The following is a 14,834-nucleotide window of genomic DNA, read 5'->3' as shown; positions in this document are numbered from 1 at the left end:
CGTATGACACAACAAGTACCCGCAGGGATGACGGTTGAGGGCGTCACCGCCGCGCAGATCACGGCGCTGCAAGATCATCAGAGCGCCCTTATTTTTGTGCAGGCGGCTGGCGCAAACAATGTAGCGCCCAACACCGCGTTTGCATCGATCCTTCCAACCACGTCTTCTGTCACGATCACAGGCGGCGGCGATGGATTGGATACGCAACTGATCGGCTACACCAAAGCCACCCAATATTTCCTTGGCGCCGGCAGTTCTTATACGTTCAATACGCTTCCCGTTAGCGGGAGTGTGTCTGATCTGAAGTTGACGCGCAAGATTTCTGATGGCACCGTGGCAGTGCTGACTTATGTTGCCAGTGGGCCGACAGGCACGCAATGGACCGGCGCTATCAGTGGTGGCGCTGTGGCCATCACGCTGGGTACGGCCCTGAATAGCGGCGAGTATATCCGAGCGGAAGATCCATACGCAGCTATCGCCACTGGTGGTCAAGCACCTAGCTATGGATCGATCCATGGCGGCTATGACAACAGCATCCAGTCTGGCCTGATGAACCATATTGTATCAAGCGCGCACTCGCACATCGATGATCAAGATGGAACGCCAGGCCATACCATGATTTTCGGTGGGTCAGCACACTACATCACCGGCAATATCGCCTATAGCTCAATTCTGGGTGGAACGGGCAACGAGATACGTAGTGGCGCGGGTAATGGTTCAGTGATTCTGGGGGGGCTGTATAGCAAAGTCTCTGGGACCACTGCTGCCGTTCTCGCAGGGGAACGCTGCAAGGTCACTGCAACTTATGGCGTCGCCTCTGGGCAGAGTCAAACAGTTTCAGGAACCGCTTCTGTGGCGCTCGGCCGTGGGCATACCGTAAGCGGCGCAAACGCGCTCGCTATCGGCCAAGGCAACAAGGTGTCGTCAGACAACAGCATTGCCCTGGGAAACACTGGCACTGTCAATTCTTCCAATGCCTATTCCGCGCTTATGGGTGGATATAAGGCGCGTTCGGTAATGGCTGGAAACTCAGTCAACTGGGCCTATCGGGATTCGTCGGTTGGCACCAATCCTCTGATCCAAGACGACCGCATATACATGGGGGCATACTTCTCGGACCAATCCACCCATCTCCTACCAAACCATGTCGATGGCGTCACCACTGACATTCCGGTGACGGCCGGTTCGATGACGACGTATCAAATCCGCGTAGAAGCACGCGGTGGCAACATTCGCGGAGGATGGTGGACGCTCACAGCGGTAGTGCAGGCTCCTGCAGTACTGGCTGCTGGCACGCCGGCAGTAATCGTTGCGCAATCTGTCGACTTTTCTTATGTGGATCCAGGTCTCGGCGCTGGCGCCAATGCGGTAGATGTGTCGCTGAGCATAAATGCCAGCACCGGTGCTGCGCTCAATATCACGGTCAAACAACGTGTTGATTCAGCAGTTGGCACGAAATGGTCTGCCATCGTGTCGCGTGCTGAGCTAGCGTAAGGAGAGAGCATGCGAAAACTCACTATCGGCTCGACGGTGGTAGAGCAACTCGACAACAGCGGCAACTACGCCATCGCTGGAAAGCTGCTATCCGGCCTCCCGGCTGACTACAACGGTACCCAGGGCCAGTTTAATGGTTCAGTCTCAGTCACTGCAGTGGGCGCTGGTTATCGTGTTGTGGAGGGGGCAAACGCAAAACAGGGTGTGGCTACGCTCAGTTCTGGTGTCGCAGTGGTAAGCAATACATCTGTGACCGCGAACAGCCGTATTTTCCTCACAGCTCAGGACAATAATTCAACCGGAGTTTTGCGTGTATCTGCTAGAACTGCCGGTACTTCGTTTACCATTACATCTAGCGTTATTACCGATTCTGGTGTAGTTGCGTACCAGATCTTCGAGCCGGCTTGATCTATTGCTTAGTTTTGCAGACCGCAGTATATTGCGCGTCATCAGATTGCGCGGGATACCCCGGCCTTCAGGCCGCGGCCAGCACCACGCTGTTGGTGGTGACGTACGGCTGGGTCGACCGACGAGGGCGCGACGCCTAGAGCCCCATCGTCGAGCCGATCCGGTTTGCAGTTTCAGCGGCGGCCTTGGCTGCCGCTTCTTCTACCAGGTGCGCGTAGCGCGCGGTGGTCTGTGTGGACGTGTGGCCGAGCAGTTCGCCGATCTGCGCCAGCGTCATGCCGGCGGCGATGGCAGCGCTGGCGAAGCTGTGGCGCAGATCGTGCAGCCGCAGGTCCGGGCAGCCGGCGGTCACGCGCACCTTCTCCCACAGCGCCTGCGGCGACTGGATACCTGTGATGGTACCGCTGGTGCGCGGCAGGCGATCGATGACGGCCATCGCCTGCGGCGGCAGGTGGATGACGCGATCGTGGCCGGTAGCGTCCGTCTTGTGCTCCTGCAGCACCAGCTTTGCGCCGTCCAGCTGCGACCACTTCGCGCTGGCGATTTCCCCCTTGCGCGCGCCGGTCAGGATCAGCAGATAAATGAAGGCGACCGACGCCGGATTCTCCGTGCTCTCGGCCGCCAACGCCGCGGCGATGCGCGCGGCTTCCTCGGCTCGCATGTAGCGCTTGCGCTTCGTCTCCCGGTACCGCTGCACGCCCTTGGCGGGGTTGCGGCCATCCGTCCACTCCAGCGGCTTGTGAGCGAACGAAAACATTTTGCTGGCCAGCGCCAGCACGCGGTTGGCCATGATCGGTTTGTCGGCCATGCCCTCGTGCAGATCGGCGATGTCGGTGTAGGCAATGGCCGACAGCTTGCGCGAGCCCAGCTTGTCCCGCAGATACCGATCCCAAATCCCCTGATCGGCGTCGGCGGATTTCTTCTTGCTGCCGTGGCGCTTCCAGTACTCGCCCCACAGCTCGGCCAGCGTGCGCTCGGCGCGCGCCGCTTCGCGCTCGGCCTGCGGGTCGCCGCCCACCGCCACGCGTGCCAGCAGCTCCTGCGCGATCTTGCGCGCCTGCGTGAGTGTGATGGAACCGTAGTCGCCCAGCTTCGGCTTGCGCTCCTGGCCGGCCTTGGTTCGGTAGTAGAGGTAGAAGGACTTGCGCTCGCAGAAGCAGCGCAGGTGCAGGCCGCGCACGCTGGTGTCTCGGAGCACGTCGCCGGGCTGGGCGGCTTTGGCGGAGCGTTCGTTCAGGTCAGACATCCGCAAAAGCCCTCCCGGCCGGAGACAACGCTTTGCGTCTAGCCTCCCACCCTGTGCAGCCTCGGCAGAAGATACACAGCCCATCGAAGTCGCTTCCATAACCCCGGCCGCATCCGCGGCAAACCACGCGGCCAGTCCTACCGTATCTCCAGCCTGGTCGCACACTGGCCGCAGTCGTCGATTGTTGAGTCATACCCCTCGCTCCGTTAAGTTACTGAAAACGTTACAAGGGATACTGTAGACTACCGTGCGCTACCTTGTCAAATTTGACTTTTAATCACGGGGTCCTGGGTTCGAGCCCCAGCGCGCTCACCAATAAAATCAACGGGTTATAGTGTTGGCGGCGACCAACGGTAGTAGCGCTGGTCGCACATTGGACGATCAGCATTCGGCGGTATTCACGCGCAACCGATCGCGCTCCCACGCTTCAATCTCGACGACCGGATACAGCACTTTCCGCCCGTGCTTGATATAGCGCGGCCCCTCGCCGGTGACGCGCCAGCGCGCCAACGTCTTGTCGTGGACGCGCAAGCGCTCGGCTGCCTCTTTCGGTAGCAGGTTCATTCGTCGTTCTCCCAATCGACCAAACCGTCGATGAATTTTTCCCAATCCTTGCGCGCGGCTTTTAGCGCCGGCACCACGTAGCCGCGCGTTGCGTCGCCCGGCGTATCGGGCCGAATCTTCTTGGACACCATGGACGGCGCCACCTTCTTGAGCGTGGCGCCGAACACGTTATCGGCTGGCAAGCGGCTGCGGATATTCCGCCGGCGCGCCCAGCGCTCGAACGCGTCTCGCATACGGTTGGTGGGTACCAGCTCCGGCCATTGCGCGCCGAAGTCTCCGCCGCCAATCTCGCCTTGCGACAGGCAGTCGAACCACCACTGCTCCACCGGCTCCAGGCTGGCGTGCTTCTGGTCCGTCAGCGCGCTGGTCTTGGGCGCTTGGTTGACGTCCTGACTGATCTTGTAGTCGAGCAGGTAGCGCAGCAGGTGGGCGTTTCCGCCCTGGTCGTCCAAGCCAACGCGCATCTCTTCAAAGTAACGGCGGTCCTGCTTACGCCCTTCGCCAATATCAAACACCGCCCAGCGACGTTCGTCCTCAGTGGCAGGCACCAGCCATTTCTCGTTGCCGATCACCACCACGCGCGTGAGGTTTTTGACCTCGTACGTTTCCTTGCCCTTGGGCTCGATCAGGTGACGATCGCCGGTAATCAGGTCTTTGACGACGCCTTCGGCTTCCTTGTCCCCAGACCAGAACGCCTCATCGAGCACGAACATCAGACACTTCTGCAGGTGCATCGTGAAGTTGGAGACGAGGTAGCGCCGGCGCGACGTGACGATGGAATGGCTGCCGAGCAGCTTGCCCACGCGCTCGACCAGCGCGTTCTTGCCTGTGCCTTTGGAGCCGCGGAAACACACGGCCACCAGCGGCTTCTCCCACGGGCGCTGGATAAGTTGCGCGAACCAGCTGGTCAACCAGTCGGCCAGTTTCGCGTCACCGTTGCACACGTTCTGCAGCAGGTGTTCGCACCAGCGCGCAACCATCGGATGGGCCGCATCCGCCGCCGGCTGCACCGTGAACCCGCGCCACATGTTGTACCAGCGCGATCCGGCGTCCTTGCCCGGCAGGAACGTCATGCCGTCGAAGCTGCGGCGGCCGTCCCATTCCATCCACGCCTGCGCAAGGGGCCGCACCTTATCGCCCACCTGCAGCTTCTTGGCGGCCAACTTGTCCTTGAACGTTTCCTTGTTCAGCAGGTGGAAAGTGAACTGGCCCTGCTGGTCGGTGGTTTCCCACAGGATGGCGCCAGAACCGCCGGCCAAAATGAACGCATATTCGCCGTTCACCTTGTCGAGCGGATGCTGCTCGTCGCCTTCGGCCGGCGCCGGCGGCTCGGCTGCAGCGAACACAGCTTCGGGCGCGGCGATGCCTGGCTGATCCTTGCCGTAGCGGAACGCGTGCGCCACCTTGTCAGCCAACTCATCGGCGCTCCATGGCGGCTCGTTGGCTTCGTTCCACGTGTCGAGCATCAACCCGAACGCATCCTCTTCCGTGAGCCCAAAGTCCTTCAACTGCGCCGCCACCTTGTAAGTGGTGATGTCGCCGCCGTCGCCTTGACGCGCCAGCGGCGCGTGGGTCATCAGCCAATCGCGCGCGCGAGCCTGCGCACGGCTAGCGTCAACGCCAGCAAGAGGATCAGTAACGGCAGGGCGACGCTCAGGAGCATGGCCCAAACGGTCAACAAGCCAGCCAGGAGCAGACGCGAGAACACCGTGGCCGTTGATCTGCGCGTACTTGCGGCCGCCGATTTCGCTCCCAGGGCCCAGGATGAATCCGCCGCGGCTGCGGATGTCGAGCCCGTTTCCGAGCACGTCCACCCCTTGGCGCAGCGGCGCATCAACCAGATAGACCAAGTGCCGGCCCCCCGAAGGAGTCGCCTGCTCCAGCGTGACAGGCAGTTCCTGGCCCTGCAGCTCCAGCTGCAGCAGCGATCGTTCTCCATCTTTGCCATCCTTCGTGTCCACATCCACCACGCACAGCGCCTTGTCGTCGCCAAAACGCGTTGTGGAAATCCCAATGTTGTAGTCCCGGTTCGACCACCACTTGCTGATCTGCTCGGGCTCCCGCGTGGCCTTGTTCACCCAGTCCTTGATGGCCGGCAGCTTGCCGTCCGGGGCGACTGGAAAGACGTAAAACCCCCTCTCCGCCAAGCGGAGCGCGTGTTCCAACCGGCTCATGTCAATTCCCGTTGCGGCGGCGCGCGGCTTCCATCCGTTGATAGTCGTCCCGGCACATCACGTTGCACCAGCGCATGCCGCGCGCCACGGCTTCGCCGCATGCGAGACAGTAGCCGGTGGCTTCCGGGCCCGCGGCTCGTTGCGCGCTCAATTCTGCCTGCAGGATGCGTTCGGCTTGCTCCTGCGCTTGGTCGATGATATCGGCCATGCTCCCCTCACTTGAAAATCATTTGCGGTACCGGGGGCCTCGCCACCCCTCAGCGGACACAGGAAGGCCAGCGGCCCAGGCGGGCGTCTGCGCCATCAGTTCTTCGATTCGTTCGAGCGTGCGATCGTCGCATGACGATGCGATTTCCACAACAGCCTCATCGTGGACGTGCATCACCACAGGATACCCGGCGCTCTCCAAAGTTTCCATGCTGTAACGCAACAGATCGGCGGCTACAGCCTGCGTCACGTTCTCCGCGAGCGACCCGCCGTACGTGGAGATGCGGCACCAGTTGCCGTTGGCATTCGGGTCTGGCAGCACCTTGTTGCCCAGCTTCTTGCGCGTGGTGCTGTCCAGTTCCGTCATGTAGGTCAGCGCTTCTTTCTGCTCACCCCACGGCGTGTCGACGATGCGCAGTTCGGGATACGGGTAGCAGAGCACGCGTTTGCTCGGCAGCTGCAGCCACAGGAACGAACCCGCCTTGCGGAACTTGACCTCGCGCCCCCGTGGGCCAACTGCCTGCACGCCACCATCGGTCAGCGCGCGGATAGCCGCGCGCTCCAGGTCGTACCAATAGCTGACGATCGCCGGATGCACCGCGCGCCAAGCGCTCTTGATTTCGTCGGCTTCGGCATCCGGCACCTTCACGTTGTAGACACGGGCCATCGACTGAAACGCGCCCACACCGCCGCCATAGCCAAGCGCCAGCACGGCCACCTTGCCGATCTGGCGCTCGGCCTTGTCCTTCTTCGTGACGACGCGGTGGTAGATTCCGCTTGCCGCGTGGCAATAAATGTCGGTCCCCTTTCTAAACACGTCCAACACGTCTTCTTGCCCCGCCAGCCAAGCAAGCACGCGCGCTTCAATGGCGGAAAAATCCACTGCAACCAAGTCGTTGCCTGGTTCGGCTACGATCATGCCTCGCAGGCTATCCGCGATGGCATCCATCAACGGGCCGTAAAACATGTCCAGCTCGTTGTAACGCTGCTCGCGCAACAGATCGCCAATGTTTTCTACCGCGCGCACTTGTTCGGCGTCATCTTGCGAGTGAACTCGTGGCCGTGGATAGTTGTCCGTCTGCATACCGCGCCCCGCCCAGCGCCCAGTAGCGGCACCGTGAAACTGCTTCGTCCCGCGCACACGCCCATCAGCGCTCGCGCGTTCCTTCATGGCCACCAGCTTGGCGGTGGACGACTTGGCGGCTTCCTTGCGCAGACGCAGCGCCGCTTCGACGGCCGGTGGCAGGTCGCCAGCCAGCGCGTCGAGCACATCGGCCTTGGCCAAGCCGTTCATCTCCACGCCTTGGGTGCGAATCCATTTCACCAGCACCTGCACTTCGGTGCATTTGCCCACCACGCCGCCCGTCACGCGCAGCATCTCTTCGTCCAACCGGCGCTTTTCCTGCTCGACCAGGGCGATGGCTTTGTCGATCGATTCCAGATCGACCCGGATACCGCGTTGGTTGATCCGATAGTCCAGCTGCCAGATACGTTGCTCGTCGTCCGACAACTCCATCAGGCGGTGATGCAGCGCGCGCTCGACTTCCACGTCCTGCTTGCAGTAGGCGTACAGCTGCTCGAATTTCTCGGGTGCGGTTTCGGGGGCCCAGAACCCGCCCTCCGCGCGCGGCTTCGCCAGCTGCAGCATCACGCGCTTGCCGGCGGCGTCTTTGCGCTGCGCGAGCCCGAGCGCTGGCGCGGCGTTCTCCAGCGCGCCAGGCAAGCCCATGGCGTAGCACATGGCCATCGTGCAGCGGACCTGCTCGGGCTTCAGTTCGGGCCAGCCGTAACGCGGCGCGCAGATGTTGTTCCAGATGGCCAACTCGAACGCTGCGTTGTGGGCGTAGACGATGCCGCCGTCATAGACGCGATTAAGCGCCCGATGCAATTGAGGAACGTTGCGCCAGTCTTTCAGCGCGGGTAGATCATCTTGCGTGACAAGCTGCACCGGTTCGTCGTCGAACGCAAACGCCATGCAGTGCACGCCAGTAGTCGAATCGGTGGCGTAGTTGTGCAACCCGCGGTCGCGCAGTTCGCAGGCGCTGTAGGTTTCAAAGTCGATGTGCAGGATGGTCATTGCGCGAGCATCGCCCACAGCGTGGCGACGTAGAACGGGATGAAGGGAATCTGCGCGAGCATCAGAATCTTGCCCAGGTCGATCGTTGTTCGGAGTACGTTACTCATCGCTCCCTCGTGGTCCTTAAAAAGCGACCCCGAAGGGCCGCTTTCGATTTTCACAACACCGGGCTCAGTCGAACATCCCGCCGGCCGTCTTGCTACCGCCTTCGCTCGGCGCCGCGTCGAATGCCTTGCTGGCCGGGATACGGCCGCCCAAGGGTTCACCGTCGCGCAGCTTCTGCAGGTTCTGCAGGCCGAAGCTCACGCCCTTGTTGCCGCTCTGCTCGTACGCGAAGGCCCGCACCTGCGCGCGATACCACGCGCCGCTGTAGCACTCGGCTTCGTCGATGATGTCCTGCAGGTTGGCGTCCACCACGCCGGGCCGGCGGTATTCGTTGGCGCTGAACGTCATGACGATGGCATCGTCCGGCACACCCACCACCGGGTTGTCCAGTTCTTCGTTGCGGCGGAACGGGCTGCGCAGGGTCTTCGGCACGTTGCTGCCCCACTTCTCCTGCGCGGCGGCCTGTGCCTGCGCTTTCATCGTGGCCAGGTCGGCGTTGGGCATGAACACCGCGCGCACGCTGAACTTCTTCGCGCTGTCGGGCTGGCCCTTCATGCCGCTGGCCTTGAACACGGACACGAACGCGCCGCGGAATTCCGGGGTGATGATGTTGTCTGCCATGATTTCCATTTTCTCCGTTGGGTACTACGCGCTGGCGAACGCCGACTTGGCGTCCTCTTTGATGGCCTCGCGCTTGTCACTCTCGTGAACCAGCGTGTGGCCGGAACTTTCCTTGACGCACAGGTCGTCAAGGATTTTGCGTTGATCCTTGGGCAAGCACTTCTCCATCGCCGCCGGGCTCATCAGCTTGTGCTCGAACGCTGCGTCGGCGCCGATGATCGGCACAATCACGGCCGCCGCATCGGATTCACTGCGCCACTTCCGTGTCGCGCGCTTCTCCACCAGCTTGTGGCGCGGGATGTCGTGGCCCTTCTCGGCTTCGGCGTAGGCGAACTCACGCGTGTTCTTGATCCACGCTTCGAGCACCGGTAGCCATTCGAGCGTCTCGGCCAGCTGCTGCGCGTCGTACGGCAGGCCGGGCGCGAACGCCTGTTTGGCCAACTGCTGCGCCTTGTTCTTCTGCGCGGGGCAGATAGCAGCGGCCGGGCAGAAGCGGCAGTGGTCGCCGGCGTGCAGGTACATGCGTTGCCACTGGGCTTCCAGCGGTCCTGAGTCAGCGCACAAGCACGCGGCGCTCGCTTCTTCCGTCCGTTTCACCGCTTCCACCAGATCAGCGGCGAAATCGAGCAGATCAACGACCTGCAGCACCTGCGCGCGCACCGGACCATCGGGGTGCGGGCACCGCGGCTGCACGATCACGACCTCCACTTCGCGCGGCTTCCACTGCTTGTTGGCCAACAGCGCACCGAGCGCGTAGTACTGCAGCTGCGGGTTGTCCTCGACTTCCACCGGCACGCCCGCGCCGTACTTCAAATCGATGACCGACAGGCGCTCGATGCTTGGCTGCCACACAATGGCGTCGCTGGTGCCGAACAGATCGCTGTGGAGTTCGTGCAGATGGAAACGCTGCTCAACGAGAAGTTCATTTTCCATTGACACGCTCCATAACGGCATCCACGTACACGCTGACGTGCTCGACCATATCGACCGGGTAGCCTGCGATGGCGGTTTCGCCTTCCTTCAACCACTTCTCGCCCAACTCATGGGCCTTGGTGCCTTCTTCGGCGAATACGCTGGAGCGCGACTCGATGCCCTCGGACAGCTTGACGCTGCCCGGGCACGCCGCCCAGCGCTTCATCGATGAAGCACCGATCTTGCTGTGGGCGGGGAGATTCACGCTTGGCACTCCTTGATGAACGCGGCCTTGGCGTCTTCCGGCTGTTCTGCCATTTCGCTGATCCGGCGGGCGTTGTACTGGGCGAGCAGCGGCATGCCGGCTTCGATACCATTCTTGGCAGTGAACACCTGGAGCGCGGCGCGCAGATCGTCGAGCGTGATGGGTTGGGCCGATTCTTTTGCAGGCTCGGCCGGGGCCTGTTCTTCAACGGCAGGTGCCGTCGATTCTTGAGCGGTTTCTTTGCGCGGGCGGCCGCGCTTCTGCTCGGTAACGGCCGGCGCAGCGGAGGATGTGGGAGGCGAATCCTCCGCTGCGCTTTCCGGTTGGCCGGCCGGATCACCCGTGAAAGGAGGCGCGGGCTCCGAGCTGCCGGTGTTTTGCGCCACCTCCGGCTGGGCGTGTTGGGTGAAGCCGTCGCGTCGCGCGCGGTAGGCATCGAGCGAGTCGATCAGCCAGCCGAGTTGCGACGACGACATCGTGTCCAGATTGAATTTCAGTTCCATTTGGTTCTCCAGTAGGGTGTTGGGAGTATAGCTACGGGTTACGATTTTCACAACAAAAAGACCAAACTTTTCAGTCGAGTTTGGCCAGTTCTCGCGTCTTGCGGCGCAGGGTATCCATGACCTCTTCGTCCACGCTGCCGGCGCAGGAGAAAAATCGCACGCGCACAGGTTTGTCCTGACCAATGCGGTGGCATCGCATCGCCGCCTGCGCGTTGTTGGCGGGCACCCAGTCGGCTTCGATGAACGCTACCTCATGCGCGGCGGTCAGCGTGATGCCGGTGCCAGCGGCCTGGATGTTGCCGATGAACACGCGGCACTTCGGGTCTTTCTGAAAGCGGTCGATGTTGGCCTGGCGTTTCTCGCCGGGCGTGCCGCCATAAAGCGTGACCGCGCCGTACTTGGCGAAGCGCTTGCGGCAGCCTTCGATGGCGTCTTTGTGGATGCCGAAGATGACAATCTTCTGCACGGCGCCGGTCGCCAATTCTTCCTCCAGGATGTCGCCGATGCGAGTCAGCTTGGCCAGGCCAAGGTAGCGCCGCAGCGTCGTCATGTTGCCGTTGGCCATCGACTCCAGCACCTTGAGCCGATCCTGGAACGGCGTCTTGCTGTCCTTGATGGCGAGGAACGCAGCCTTGAGCGTACTGTCGGCCAGCTTCAATTCGGCCATGAATTGCTCGGTGGTCTTGCCGCGCAGCTGCTCGGTGAATGGAAGCAGGTCCACCGACGTGCGCTCGACGGTGACTTCCTGGAATGTGATGGGCGGTAGTTCAGTCATGACCTCTTCCTTCTTGCGCCGGAGCATGAAGCGCCCCAGCAGTTGTTTCAGTTCGTCCACGTTTTTGTGGCCGGTGATTTTGAAGCCGAACCCGTTGTCGAACCCATCGCAGTAGCGGAACACAAAGTCCCAGTACGGCATCTCGATTAGACCGGCCGACTTGAGATGGGTATAAAGCTCGCTCGCGTTGTTAGGCGCGGGTGTCCCGGTCAGGCGCCACGTGCGCACGGCGTTGACCATCAGGCCCGGCGCATTCGAGCGATGGCCGTAGACCGCCTTCGTGCGTTTGGCGCTGCGCTCTTTGAGCGCGTGCGCTTCGTCCAGCACCAACAGGCACCAACGGATTCGCTTAAGCTGCTCGCGCGTCTTCTCGTTGGCCAACAGGTCGTAGCTGCACACCACCACGCCTGACGTTGGCACGCGATCCTTGCCGGTCAGCAGCACCGTGCACGGCCGATCGAGCGGGCTGAACCGGGTGAACTCGCGCTCCCAGTTGATGCGCACCGCCGCTGGGCAGAGCACCAGGATGTTGTTGGCGCCGATGATGTCTGCGCCAACCACCGCTTGGCAGCTCTTGCCCAGCCCCATCTCGTCGGCCAACAGCGCCTGGCGGTGGTTGCTCAGGAAATGCGCGCCGACCTGCTGGTACGGGAATGGTGTTTCGAGCGGAACGATCAACGTTCCACCCCCTCCAACCGATCCGCCACCAGCTTCGCGTAGCCGGCGATATCGACCCAACTGTCGGCGTAGTTGGGGTCGCCATTCAGGACGCGGCCGATCTTGTGCGCGATCATTTCGAGTGCTTCGCGTTGGTCGGGCGTGAGCGCTTCCCACGGTTCGCCGTGCTTGAACGTAGCCATCACGCATTTCATGCTTTGCGTGATTTCCGCGTGGCCGGTGAACTTGCCATAGCGCTGGCCGCGTTCGTTGAGGGTGGCGTCGATCGTATCGGGCGTCGGCATAGGGATCGAGGTAACGGTATTCGGGTCGCGGATCATTTCTTCGTCAGGTTGCAGTCAGGTGGAATGGGCACGGTCGTCGCGCAGACGCCGCGTTCAGGGGGTTGCAGGGTTTGAGGCGCGTCGTCCTCGCCGCCACCGCATGCGGTGATGAGCAGGAGCGCTAGTAAGGGTAGGAGTTTCATGGTTGCTCGCCCCCCTGCTGCGTGGGGGCGGCGGCGAGCATGGCTTTGTATCGCGCTGTCATGGCTCGGTCGGTGATGTCGTCCAGGAACTTGATCTGCTCCAGCATCTGTGGGGTAGGCTCAAGCGGCACCAACTTCCACCCCTCCGCCACGCCAGCCCGCTGGCCGGACTGGGCAGCGATGAGTTCGTCGTATGCCTCGATGCGCATCGCGATATCTTGGCGGCCCATCCAGGCGTCAACCCACATCTTCCACTCCCCCGCCCCCGGCTCGGCCACAGTCGCGGCGCTGGCGCGGGGGAGTTGGTCTGCAAATGCATATCGAAGCATCTCCTCCGCTTGGATCGTCGTGAGCAGATTCGTTCCAACTGGCCAGCTATTGTTGAACTTGGCCTTGACGCGATCAAACACAACGAAACAGTCTGGGCTGAAGTCATCCGGTAGACGCCATCCCATCAAGCGGCCTGCTGCTGCCTTGATGTCTAGCCCCGGCGCTGCTCTGTTCTGCACGCCGCCCTTGAGTTCGGCCACCGGCCTCGCCTCAGCCTGCGCGCGGAGGATTTCTTCTTCCAACAGGCGAGCAAATTTCACGCAGCCGATAGACCATGGCTCGTTTCCAGCAATCGAGCGGGCCAATTCCATGATTCGTTTTTCACTCAGTTGCATTGCTTGCTCCCGTAATAGGCGATCAGCAGGGCTTCGGCTCGACCATCCAAAGGCGCGCCGCGTGGGCCGTACAGCTGATCTTTGAGATGGGGAAAGAGTTGCGCAGCCAGGGCGACGCTGGTGGCTTTATCCTGGCCGCGCAGACCCATTGCCGGCTTCCATTTCGACGCCGGCACGTGAACGATCGGGATGCCGAGCGCTTCCAGAACACCGAGCACGCGGCCGTAGTTCATGCCGAAGGCGAATTGACCCGCCTGGCGTGGGCGGGATTGGACTTGTTCGACGTAGGCTGCGGAGGCGTAGCCGCGATACTTGCGCAACACGTCGCCAAGCATTTGGCCATCGACGTCGAGCGCTGTTTTGCCGCGCTTTGCCGCTAGCGTCGGCATATCGTTGACCATCGAGCAGTCTTCTGTCATTGCCGCCCAAGCGCCCGATACGCCGGGGTCGATTCCGATGATGAGGGTCATAGTTCAGTCACACCGACGCCAAGCGCGTGCTGGCGGCCGGGTAGATGGTTGAGAACGCGCGCTGCCCCGCCGAAGATGGCTTGCAGTGGCTCGAATGGGTTGTCGCCAAACGTCGTGTCGCCTGTGGTGGCCTGGTCGTACTCGGCCAACCACTCGTGCACGCGGGCAACGTTGGGGATGCTCCAGATGTCCGGGTTACTGCGGCTACAGCGCGTCTTGCCGGGTGCCAGATTGCGCTCCCGGCGCACCAAGCCCTTTTCCACCAGCTTGAGAAGCCGCGCGCGCAGAATCCGCGGCATGTCGTATTGCAGGATTTCGTTGAGCTGCGACGTGGTGGCGCGCTGTTTTTGCAGCAACGCGCGCAGGATGGCAGGCGCAGCAGTGGCGTTCACGATGCGGCGGTCCATGGCGGTCAGTCCAAATCGTCGGGAAAATCGTCGGGAAAATCGTCGGGAAAATCGTCGGGAAAATCGTCGTGAAAATCGTCGCCCAGCTTGGCCAACAGTGCGCCAATGAGCCCAGCAGCAACGATTACGAGGGCGGTGCAGGCCGCGATGGTTTCGAAGATGGTCACACCACCTCCCTCTCTTCGTAGTTGGTCTTCTCCGGCAGCCAGTCCGCCGGAGTCAGAAGCACGCCGTGTAGACGCGCGGCTTTTTCGATGCGGTCAACCATCGGCCCCGGGATGATGCCGTTCGTGCCATAAGGGCTCGCGTATCCCCACCTGTAGGCGGTGATGCGACTGATGCCGATAGCCTGGGCGAGCGCGGCTTCCCCACCGAACTTGGCGATGATCTTGGCCGATTGGTTGTAGGTCGGGCGGCCGTGCTTGCCGGCGCCCTTGATGCGTTTGGTCATGTCGTTGCTTCGGTTTTGGTTTTCGTCGGCTCGGCCGGCGGCGCTTCGATAATGGCCTGCAGGATCGGCTTCCATTTGCGCCACCACTTCAGCGCGCCCACGTCCATCGCGTTGATCGTGCGGTCGTCAAAACCCCACCAGTCCGTAAGTGGGTGAGTTTGGCAGCCGATGAACATCGTGTCGTCGGTGTACGTCACGATCCAGCGTTCGGTGTGGATCGATTTGACCTGTTTCAGATTACCTGTCGCGCAGCCCAGGTCCGCGCCGCGCAGGTCCGCGCCGCTCAGGTCCGCGCCGCGCAGGTCCGCGCCGCGCAGGTCCGCGCCGCTCAGGTCCGCGCCGCGCA

19 protein-coding genes are annotated in these 14,834 nt (G+C 62.1%); 2 read left to right on the top strand and 17 right to left on the bottom strand.

Going from position 1 to position 14,834, the window contains the following annotated elements:
* The first annotated feature begins 3 nt into the window (after positions 1-3).
* Positions 4-1,494: a hypothetical protein gene (locus C1A35_RS34270; RefSeq protein ID WP_158665251.1), complete on the top strand. Its 1,491-nt coding sequence runs from the start codon at positions 4-6 to the stop codon at positions 1,492-1,494.
* A 9-nt stretch (positions 1,495-1,503) separates the two neighbouring features.
* Positions 1,504-1,902, top strand: a complete 399-nt coding sequence (locus tag C1A35_RS36220) for a hypothetical protein (RefSeq protein ID WP_158665250.1) — start codon at positions 1,504-1,506, stop codon at positions 1,900-1,902.
* 136 nt (positions 1,903-2,038) lie between these two features.
* Here the strand turns inward: C1A35_RS36220 and C1A35_RS34265 are convergent, their stop codons facing one another.
* The 17 genes from C1A35_RS34265 to C1A35_RS34190 form a co-directional block, all read right to left on the bottom strand.
* Complete coding sequence (locus tag C1A35_RS34265; RefSeq protein WP_158665249.1) at positions 2,039-3,148, bottom strand: site-specific integrase; 1,110 nt, start codon at positions 3,146-3,148, stop codon at positions 2,039-2,041.
* A gap of 381 nt (positions 3,149-3,529) precedes the next feature.
* Complete coding sequence (locus tag C1A35_RS34260; RefSeq protein WP_104668688.1) at positions 3,530-3,712, bottom strand: helix-turn-helix transcriptional regulator; 183 nt, start codon at positions 3,710-3,712, stop codon at positions 3,530-3,532.
* Complete coding sequence (locus tag C1A35_RS34255; RefSeq protein WP_104668687.1) at positions 3,709-5,886, bottom strand: bifunctional DNA primase/polymerase; 2,178 nt, start codon at positions 5,884-5,886, stop codon at positions 3,709-3,711. Before C1A35_RS34255 ends, C1A35_RS34260 begins: the two co-directional genes overlap by 4 nt.
* Before the next feature lies 1 nt (position 5,887).
* Positions 5,888-6,094 (bottom strand): hypothetical protein, encoded by a 207-nt coding sequence (locus C1A35_RS34250; protein WP_104668686.1) that lies wholly within the window; start codon positions 6,092-6,094, stop codon positions 5,888-5,890.
* A gap of 18 nt (positions 6,095-6,112) precedes the next feature.
* Positions 6,113-8,170 carry a DNA polymerase gene (locus tag C1A35_RS34245; RefSeq protein WP_104668685.1) on the bottom strand — a complete coding sequence of 686 codons (2,058 nt, stop codon included), beginning with the start codon at positions 8,168-8,170 and terminating at the stop codon, positions 6,113-6,115.
* 171 nt (positions 8,171-8,341) lie between these two features.
* Complete coding sequence (locus C1A35_RS34240; RefSeq protein ID WP_158665248.1) at positions 8,342-8,896, bottom strand: ssDNA-binding protein; 555 nt, start codon at positions 8,894-8,896, stop codon at positions 8,342-8,344.
* 24 nt (positions 8,897-8,920) lie between these two features.
* Positions 8,921-9,829, bottom strand: coding sequence for a DUF2800 domain-containing protein (locus C1A35_RS34235; RefSeq protein ID WP_158665247.1), 909 nt, complete (start codon positions 9,827-9,829; stop codon positions 8,921-8,923).
* Positions 9,819-10,073, bottom strand: a complete 255-nt coding sequence (locus tag C1A35_RS37155; RefSeq protein WP_199773102.1) for a DUF2800 domain-containing protein — start codon at positions 10,071-10,073, stop codon at positions 9,819-9,821. The genes C1A35_RS34235 and C1A35_RS37155 overlap by 11 nt, the downstream gene beginning before the upstream one ends.
* The gene (locus C1A35_RS34225) at positions 10,070-10,576 is read right to left on the bottom strand and encodes a hypothetical protein (RefSeq protein WP_104668682.1); all 507 of its coding nucleotides are present in this window, start codon (positions 10,574-10,576) and stop codon (positions 10,070-10,072) included. The genes C1A35_RS37155 and C1A35_RS34225 overlap by 4 nt, the downstream gene beginning before the upstream one ends.
* A gap of 70 nt (positions 10,577-10,646) precedes the next feature.
* Entirely contained in the window at positions 10,647-12,029 is a 1,383-nt protein-coding gene (locus C1A35_RS34220) for a DEAD/DEAH box helicase (protein ID WP_104668681.1), read from the bottom strand.
* Positions 12,026-12,349, bottom strand: coding sequence for a DUF6378 domain-containing protein (locus C1A35_RS34215; protein WP_234823119.1), 324 nt, complete (start codon positions 12,347-12,349; stop codon positions 12,026-12,028). Before C1A35_RS34215 ends, C1A35_RS34220 begins: the two co-directional genes overlap by 4 nt.
* A gap of 142 nt (positions 12,350-12,491) precedes the next feature.
* Entirely contained in the window at positions 12,492-13,160 is a 669-nt protein-coding gene (locus C1A35_RS34210; protein ID WP_158665246.1) for a hypothetical protein, read from the bottom strand.
* Positions 13,151-13,630 (bottom strand): hypothetical protein, encoded by a 480-nt coding sequence (locus tag C1A35_RS34205; RefSeq protein WP_104668679.1) that lies wholly within the window; start codon positions 13,628-13,630, stop codon positions 13,151-13,153. Before C1A35_RS34205 ends, C1A35_RS34210 begins: the two co-directional genes overlap by 10 nt.
* The gene (locus C1A35_RS34200; protein ID WP_104668678.1) at positions 13,627-14,037 is read right to left on the bottom strand and encodes a hypothetical protein; all 411 of its coding nucleotides are present in this window, start codon (positions 14,035-14,037) and stop codon (positions 13,627-13,629) included. The genes C1A35_RS34205 and C1A35_RS34200 overlap by 4 nt, the downstream gene beginning before the upstream one ends.
* Positions 14,038-14,042: 5 nt before the next feature.
* Complete coding sequence (locus C1A35_RS36215; protein ID WP_158665245.1) at positions 14,043-14,204, bottom strand: hypothetical protein; 162 nt, start codon at positions 14,202-14,204, stop codon at positions 14,043-14,045.
* Positions 14,201-14,488, bottom strand: coding sequence for a hypothetical protein (locus C1A35_RS34195; RefSeq protein ID WP_104668677.1), 288 nt, complete (start codon positions 14,486-14,488; stop codon positions 14,201-14,203). The genes C1A35_RS36215 and C1A35_RS34195 overlap by 4 nt, the downstream gene beginning before the upstream one ends.
* A partial coding sequence (locus tag C1A35_RS34190; RefSeq protein ID WP_199773101.1) for a pentapeptide repeat-containing protein occupies positions 14,485-14,834 on the bottom strand: 350 nt, incomplete at its 5' end. The genes C1A35_RS34195 and C1A35_RS34190, both read right to left, overlap by 4 nt.

The sequence above is a fragment of the Ensifer adhaerens genome, from assembly GCF_002940685.1.
GTDB lineage: Bacteria > Pseudomonadota > Alphaproteobacteria > Rhizobiales > Rhizobiaceae > Ensifer > Ensifer adhaerens_E.
Note: the sequence above shows the minus strand (reverse complement) of the source record. Positions and strands in the feature narration are given on the sequence as shown.

What these genes read in the sequence shown, in the direction of transcription:
- C1A35_RS34270 (WP_158665251.1), top strand. Translation starts at nt 4, where the DNA reads ATGACACAACAAGTACCCGCAGGGATGACGGTTGAGGGCGTCACCGCC.
- C1A35_RS36220 (WP_158665250.1), top strand. Translation starts at nt 1,504, where the DNA reads ATGCGAAAACTCACTATCGGCTCGACGGTGGTAGAGCAACTCGACAAC.
- C1A35_RS34265 (WP_158665249.1), bottom strand. Translation starts at nt 3,148, where the DNA reads ATGTCTGACCTGAACGAACGCTCCGCCAAAGCCGCCCAGCCCGGCGAC.
- C1A35_RS34260 (WP_104668688.1), bottom strand. Translation starts at nt 3,712, where the DNA reads ATGAACCTGCTACCGAAAGAGGCAGCCGAGCGCTTGCGCGTCCACGAC.
- C1A35_RS34255 (WP_104668687.1), bottom strand. Translation starts at nt 5,886, where the DNA reads ATGAGCCGGTTGGAACACGCGCTCCGCTTGGCGGAGAGGGGGTTTTAC.
- C1A35_RS34250 (WP_104668686.1), bottom strand. Translation starts at nt 6,094, where the DNA reads ATGGCCGATATCATCGACCAAGCGCAGGAGCAAGCCGAACGCATCCTG.
- C1A35_RS34245 (WP_104668685.1), bottom strand. Translation starts at nt 8,170, where the DNA reads ATGACCATCCTGCACATCGACTTTGAAACCTACAGCGCCTGCGAACTG.
- C1A35_RS34240 (WP_158665248.1), bottom strand. Translation starts at nt 8,896, where the DNA reads ATGGCAGACAACATCATCACCCCGGAATTCCGCGGCGCGTTCGTGTCC.
- C1A35_RS34235 (WP_158665247.1), bottom strand. Translation starts at nt 9,829, where the DNA reads ATGGAAAATGAACTTCTCGTTGAGCAGCGTTTCCATCTGCACGAACTC.
- C1A35_RS34225 (WP_104668682.1), bottom strand. Translation starts at nt 10,576, where the DNA reads ATGGAACTGAAATTCAATCTGGACACGATGTCGTCGTCGCAACTCGGC.
- C1A35_RS34215 (WP_234823119.1), bottom strand. Translation starts at nt 12,349, where the DNA reads ATGATCCGCGACCCGAATACCGTTACCTCGATCCCTATGCCGACGCCC.
- C1A35_RS34210 (WP_158665246.1), bottom strand. Translation starts at nt 13,160, where the DNA reads ATGCAACTGAGTGAAAAACGAATCATGGAATTGGCCCGCTCGATTGCT.
- C1A35_RS34205 (WP_104668679.1), bottom strand. Translation starts at nt 13,630, where the DNA reads ATGACCCTCATCATCGGAATCGACCCCGGCGTATCGGGCGCTTGGGCG.
- C1A35_RS34200 (WP_104668678.1), bottom strand. Translation starts at nt 14,037, where the DNA reads ATGGACCGCCGCATCGTGAACGCCACTGCTGCGCCTGCCATCCTGCGC.
- C1A35_RS34195 (WP_104668677.1), bottom strand. Translation starts at nt 14,488, where the DNA reads ATGACCAAACGCATCAAGGGCGCCGGCAAGCACGGCCGCCCGACCTAC.